Origin of the sequence: Okeania sp. SIO3I5 (genome assembly GCF_010672085.1) — a bacterium.
Taxonomy (GTDB): domain Bacteria; phylum Cyanobacteriota; class Cyanobacteriia; order Cyanobacteriales; family Microcoleaceae; genus Trichodesmium.
The window spans coordinates 16,976-21,996 of sequence record NZ_JAAHHT010000165.1; the positions used below are offsets into that span (position 1 = coordinate 16,976).

The following is a 5,021-nucleotide window of genomic DNA, read 5'->3' on the forward strand; positions in this document are numbered from 1 at the left end:
GCTAATAGCTGAACGCTGTTTGCTCCGCATTCCGCAGGAAATTATTACAACTTAAGACCTAATTTTTTTGTGCTCCATTAATTAATAATTTTTCCATAACAGTATACATATCTTGAGCAAATTTTTTCGAGTTCCATAAAGGTGCTAAATTTTCCGACTCTTTAGACTTAACTAACCTATCAATAAATTCCTGCCGTAAATTAGAATTTTGACCTAATTTCACACCCCAATCAATATATTCTTCCCATGACCATGATACACCTAATTGAATATCTAAACTTTGTAAAAAAGAATAACCCATTCTAGATAAAAATTGTTCTCCGACATGGGTAACAACTGGCAAATTAAACCACAAAGCTTCTAAAGTATGAGTACCACCATTATAAGGATAAGAATCAAGCAAAATATCGGCTATTGAATAAATACTTCTATGTTCTTCTTCAGTCGCAAATCTATCCATAAATTTAATTCGATGAATGCTCAATCCTTCAGTTTGACAAGCTTGATGATAAGCAGCTTGAAATACTTCTACATCTCCTAATCCTTTATGAACTAAAATACTATTAGGAACTTGCTTCAAAATAGCAACCTGTGCTTTAACTAAATCTCGATTAAATTTCTTGCCTGGTGCTAAACAGAGATAAACTATTTGATCTAAACCTATTCTCTGGGATTTTCTTAAATTAGCTTGACTTTTTTCTATTCTTTGAAAACCAGAAACTGCCACAAATGAATTTGGCATTCTCAGCAATTTTTCTACATAGTATTTATCTCGATCTTGAGGGTGGGTGTGCCAGTCACAGAGAAAATAATTATCCCCAGATATATAAGGAGCATCAAACCCTAACCAAGAGATACAAATAGGTGCTGGTTGATGATACAAAATCTCTGTATTAATTGGCAAGCTCAGAGAATCTAAATCTATTAATATATCTATTTTGTCTTGCTGAATTTCACTAATAATTTCTCCCACATCTGCTATTCCTTGAGGATATTTTTTTGGTACATAGAATTTAGTGACAACCTGACTAAATTTATGAGTTTGGTCGTCAACTTTTAAACGTTCTGTTGAGTATACATAAGTTTCTGTATTGAGCTTTCCCAACTCTCGAATTATATCCAGACTGCACCAACCTACAGAATGTCTACAAAAGTGACTGGATATAAACCCAACTTTTAATTTACGACTTTTACTAAACTCCAAATTTGCCAACTTTTGCTGATGATTAAACTTAGATTTTAAACGTAGTTGAGTATAAGCTTTAGATACTAATTTGTAGAGAGAAGAATTAGCTTCAATATCATCCCTTAAATAAGGAAGGCTGAATAAAAAATTTCCATATAAAGCTCTTAGTTCCACTGATTTTTTGACAATACTTATATCTTCCCTAAGTTGAGTCTCTAGCTCAAAAAATCTATCTTTAGCAATTTCATTTAAGCCAGATATTTGATAGGTGCTAATTACATATATTGCAGTCATAATCCGATCTGCTTCACCACATTCTTGACTATATTTATTGACCGCTTCCCTAGCAATTTTATAATTATTCCCATCCCTCAGAATCCCACATAAATGTTGATGAGCTGTGGCATAGTCAGATTGAATTTCAAGAGCTTTTTTCAGATGTTGAATAGCCTCAGAAAATTTACCTTGATTTCTCAAAATAATTCCAATTTGACCATACGCTTCTGCTAAGTCTGGCTTAACTTTAATAGCTGCCTGCCAAACAGCAATAGCTTCATCTAATTTACCCTCTTCAGCTAACCTATATCCTTGGCTTAAATTAAACTCTACTCCACCCAAACTAGGATTTAATTCTAATGCTTTTTGTTGGGAGGCGATCGCTTCTTCTGACTTGCCCATCTTTTGCCAAACTTTGGCCAAGTTCCAATAAGCAGCGGCCATCTCTGGTTGGAGTTGAATAGCCTTCCGGTAACAAGCGATCGCCTCTTCTAGTTTTCCCTGGCGATAAAACATACTGCCTAAGTTAAGATGAGCCTGGGATAAGTCAGGATTCAAATCTATGGCCCGAGAATAGAGACTAATTGCTTCAGAGATTTTACCTTGGGCCTGAAGAATATTTGCCAGGGTGACGTAAGTAGGAGGCCAATTAGGTTGTAAAGTTAAAGCTTGGCGACAACAAGCGATCGCTTCTGAGAATTGGCCTTGAGCGTAGTAAAGTTCGGCTTGTTGTGTCAAAGTTTCAAAATTTGGAGTTGGTGAGCTAGAGGAACTGGAGGAAGTATTCATTTCAGTCATCAGTTATCAGTTATCAGTGCTAATTAAAGCTTAATAGTCGGAAAATTTCACTAATCATCTCCTCTGGCAGGGTGCTTCAGGGAATGAATTGATTATTGCTCGTGACGCAATAGTCAAAAATTTTCACTCTCCATCTCCTCTGACGGGTGCTTTACAAAATGAATTGATTATTGCTCGTGACGCAATAGTCGGAAATTTTCACTCTCCATCTCCTCTGACGGGTGCTTTACAAAATGAATTGATTATTGCTCGTGACGCAATAGTCGGAAATTTTCACTCTCCATCTCCTCTGACGGGTGCTTCAGAAAATGAATTGATTATTGCTCCATACGCAATAGTCGGAAATTTTCACTAATCATCTCCTCTGGCGGAGTGCTTCAGAAAATGAATCTATTATTGCTCAATACGCAATAGTCGGAAATTTTCACTAATCATCTCCTCTCACGGGTGCTTCAGAAAATGAATCTATTATTGCTCAATACGCAATAGTCGGAAATTTTCACTAATCATCTCCTCTGGCGGAGTGCTTCAGAAAATGAATTGATTATTGCTCCATACGCAATAGTCAAAAATTTTCACTCTCCATCTCCTCTCACGGGTGCTTCAGAAAATGAATTGATTATTGCTCCATACGCAATAGTCAAAAATTTTCACTCTCCATCTCCTCTCACGGGTGCTTCAGAAAATGAATTGATTATTGCTCAATACGCAATAGTCGGAAATTTCCACTAATCATCTCCTCTGACGGGTGCTTCAGAAAATGAATTGATTATTGCCCTATCCGCAATAGTCGGAAATTTCCACTAATCATCTCCTCTGGCGGAGTGCTTCAGAAAATGAATTTATCATTGCTCCATACGCAATAGTCGGAAATTTCCACTAATCATCACCTCTGGCGGAGTGCTTCAGAAAATGAATTGATTATTGCCCTATCCGCAATAGTCAAAAATTTTCACTCTCCATCTCCTCTGACGGGTGCTTCAGAAAATGAATTGATTATTGCTCTATACGCAATAGTCGGAAATTTCCACTAATCATCTCCTCTGGCGGAGTGCTTCAGAAAATGAATCTATTATTGCTCCATACGCAATAGTCGGAAATTTCCACTAATCATCTCCTCTGGCGGAGTGCTTTATAAAATGAATCTATTATTGCTCCATACGCAATAGTCGGAAATTTTCACTAATCATCTCCTCTGGCGGAGTGCTTCAGAAAATGAATCTATTATTGCCCTATCCGCAATAGTCGGAAATTTCCACTAATCATCTCCTCTGACGGGTGCTTCAGAAAATAAATTGATTATTGCTCCATACGCAATAGTCGGAAATTTCCACTAATCATCACCTCTGGCGGAGTGCTTTATAAAATGAATCTATTATTGCTCCATACGTAAAAGTATTAGACTGACATAGCTAAAACTGCGCAAAGCCCTTTTTTCGTATAATTCTTGTTATGGCAAAGTATGACAATTTTTTGAATTCAAAATTCACGCATTCTAAAGTTCAAAAATTTTGGTTCTAAGTGAATTTCAATAATTGTTTAATTAAGGATTCTTTTTCTCGTTCTTCAGAAGGAAAAAATCAAAAATATTTTCCTGATTTCAAGCCTCTGACTTTCCTGCGGAATGCGGAGCAAACAAGCAGAGGTTATAATAAGCCAATTAATAATTTTGAATTTTGAATTTATTTGACCATTTTTTTTCTAATGGAACATTTAAGATTATGTCCGGATAAGAGCGTGATAAAAACACTTCTTTCTCCTGGTACATTCTTTTCTCCTGTCTCCTGTCTCCTGTCTCCTGACTCCTCCCTAATTATTTATAACTATTCAACCGGACATGATATAAAGTGTGTCAGTCCACTACTACCAGACTACCAGACTTAATAAATAAGGAATATTCTAATGATTCGGAAAAAATCAAATTTACCCCAACTAAAAATCAAATTTAAACCCCAAATAATTCTGGCAATTATTTCATTAATTTTGACAGTAGCAATCCCTATTAATATTAGTTATAAAATTCCGGCCCTTGCACAAACTGAAAAAACTTACGAAGCAAAATTATTTGAAACAGCTCTATCTTTTACCTTATATTTTGAAGGTGGATTTAGTAATCATCCAGCAGATAAAGGTGGTAGAACTTATAAAGGAATTTTACAAACCGAATATAATTCCTATCGCCGTCGCAGAGGTTTACCAACATTAGATGTTACTCAAATGTCCGATGCTGAACTGATGGAAATTTATCAAAGTTATTGGGATAATAGTAAGTCAGCTACCATGCACCCCGCTCTAGCTGTAGTTATGTTTGATACCGCCGTTAATTTTGGTATTAATAACTCAGTAACTTTTCTGCAACAAGCTTTAGGTTTACCACAAACAGGTATATTTGATACTAAGACTAAGGAAGCTTTAGCAGAAGGAAATAATCGAAACACTGCGCTGCAAATGATTAATGAAAGAATTATTTATCGATATAAAAGGGTACAAGAAGATGCAACTCAGATGGCTTTTTTTCATGGTTGGTTAGCACGTGATTATAGTTTGTGGGGTTACGTGGAAAAGTTGAAAGATAATTAGGTATCTCCAGAAAAGAGGTATCCGGGAGTACCAGGAGCACCAGCCGGACCTACTGGACCGGCGGGACCAGCGAGACCAGGAGCCCCATCTAATCCGGGAGTACCAGGAGCACCAGCGGGACCTACAGGACCAGCGGGACCAGGACCACCAGTGGGACCCACAGGACCAGCGGGACCAGGAG

5 protein-coding genes are annotated in these 5,021 nt (G+C 37.0%); 3 read left to right on the forward strand and 2 right to left on the reverse strand.

All coding sequences use genetic code 11. The annotated features are described in order from the left end of the window. Nucleotides 1-58: 58 nt before the first annotated feature. Nucleotides 59-2,251 carry a tetratricopeptide repeat protein gene (locus F6K40_RS27845; protein WP_293140374.1) on the reverse strand — a complete coding sequence of 731 codons (2,193 nt, stop codon included), beginning with the start codon at nt 2,249-2,251 and terminating at the stop codon, nt 59-61. Between the two features lie 97 nt (nt 2,252-2,348). On the opposite strand from F6K40_RS27845, the gene F6K40_RS27850 reads away from it, so the two are divergent. The 3 genes from F6K40_RS27850 to F6K40_RS27860 all read left to right on the forward strand — a co-directional run bounded on the left by F6K40_RS27850 (nt 2,349) and on the right by F6K40_RS27860 (nt 4,840). Continuing rightward, on the forward strand, nt 2,349-2,615 hold the full coding sequence (locus F6K40_RS27850) for a hypothetical protein (protein ID WP_293140376.1): 267 nt from the start codon (nt 2,349-2,351) through the stop codon (nt 2,613-2,615). 185 nt (nt 2,616-2,800) lie between these two features. Then, on the forward strand, nt 2,801-2,992 hold the full coding sequence (locus tag F6K40_RS27855; protein ID WP_293140378.1) for a hypothetical protein: 192 nt from the start codon (nt 2,801-2,803) through the stop codon (nt 2,990-2,992). Nucleotides 2,993-4,162: 1,170 nt separating this feature from the next. After that, nucleotides 4,163-4,840, forward strand: a complete 678-nt coding sequence (locus tag F6K40_RS27860; RefSeq protein WP_293140379.1) for a glycoside hydrolase family 108 protein — start codon at nt 4,163-4,165, stop codon at nt 4,838-4,840. Here the strand turns inward: F6K40_RS27860 and F6K40_RS27865 are convergent. Further along, the coding region (locus F6K40_RS27865) for a hypothetical protein (protein WP_293140380.1) at nt 4,837-5,021 on the reverse strand (185 nt) is incomplete at its 5' end. The two genes, F6K40_RS27860 and F6K40_RS27865, sit on opposite strands and share 4 nt — an antisense overlap.

What these genes read in the sequence shown, in the direction of transcription:
- F6K40_RS27845 (WP_293140374.1), bottom strand. Translation starts at nt 2,251, where the DNA reads ATGAATACTTCCTCCAGTTCCTCTAGCTCACCAACTCCAAATTTTGAA.
- F6K40_RS27860 (WP_293140379.1), top strand. Translation starts at nt 4,163, where the DNA reads ATGATTCGGAAAAAATCAAATTTACCCCAACTAAAAATCAAATTTAAA.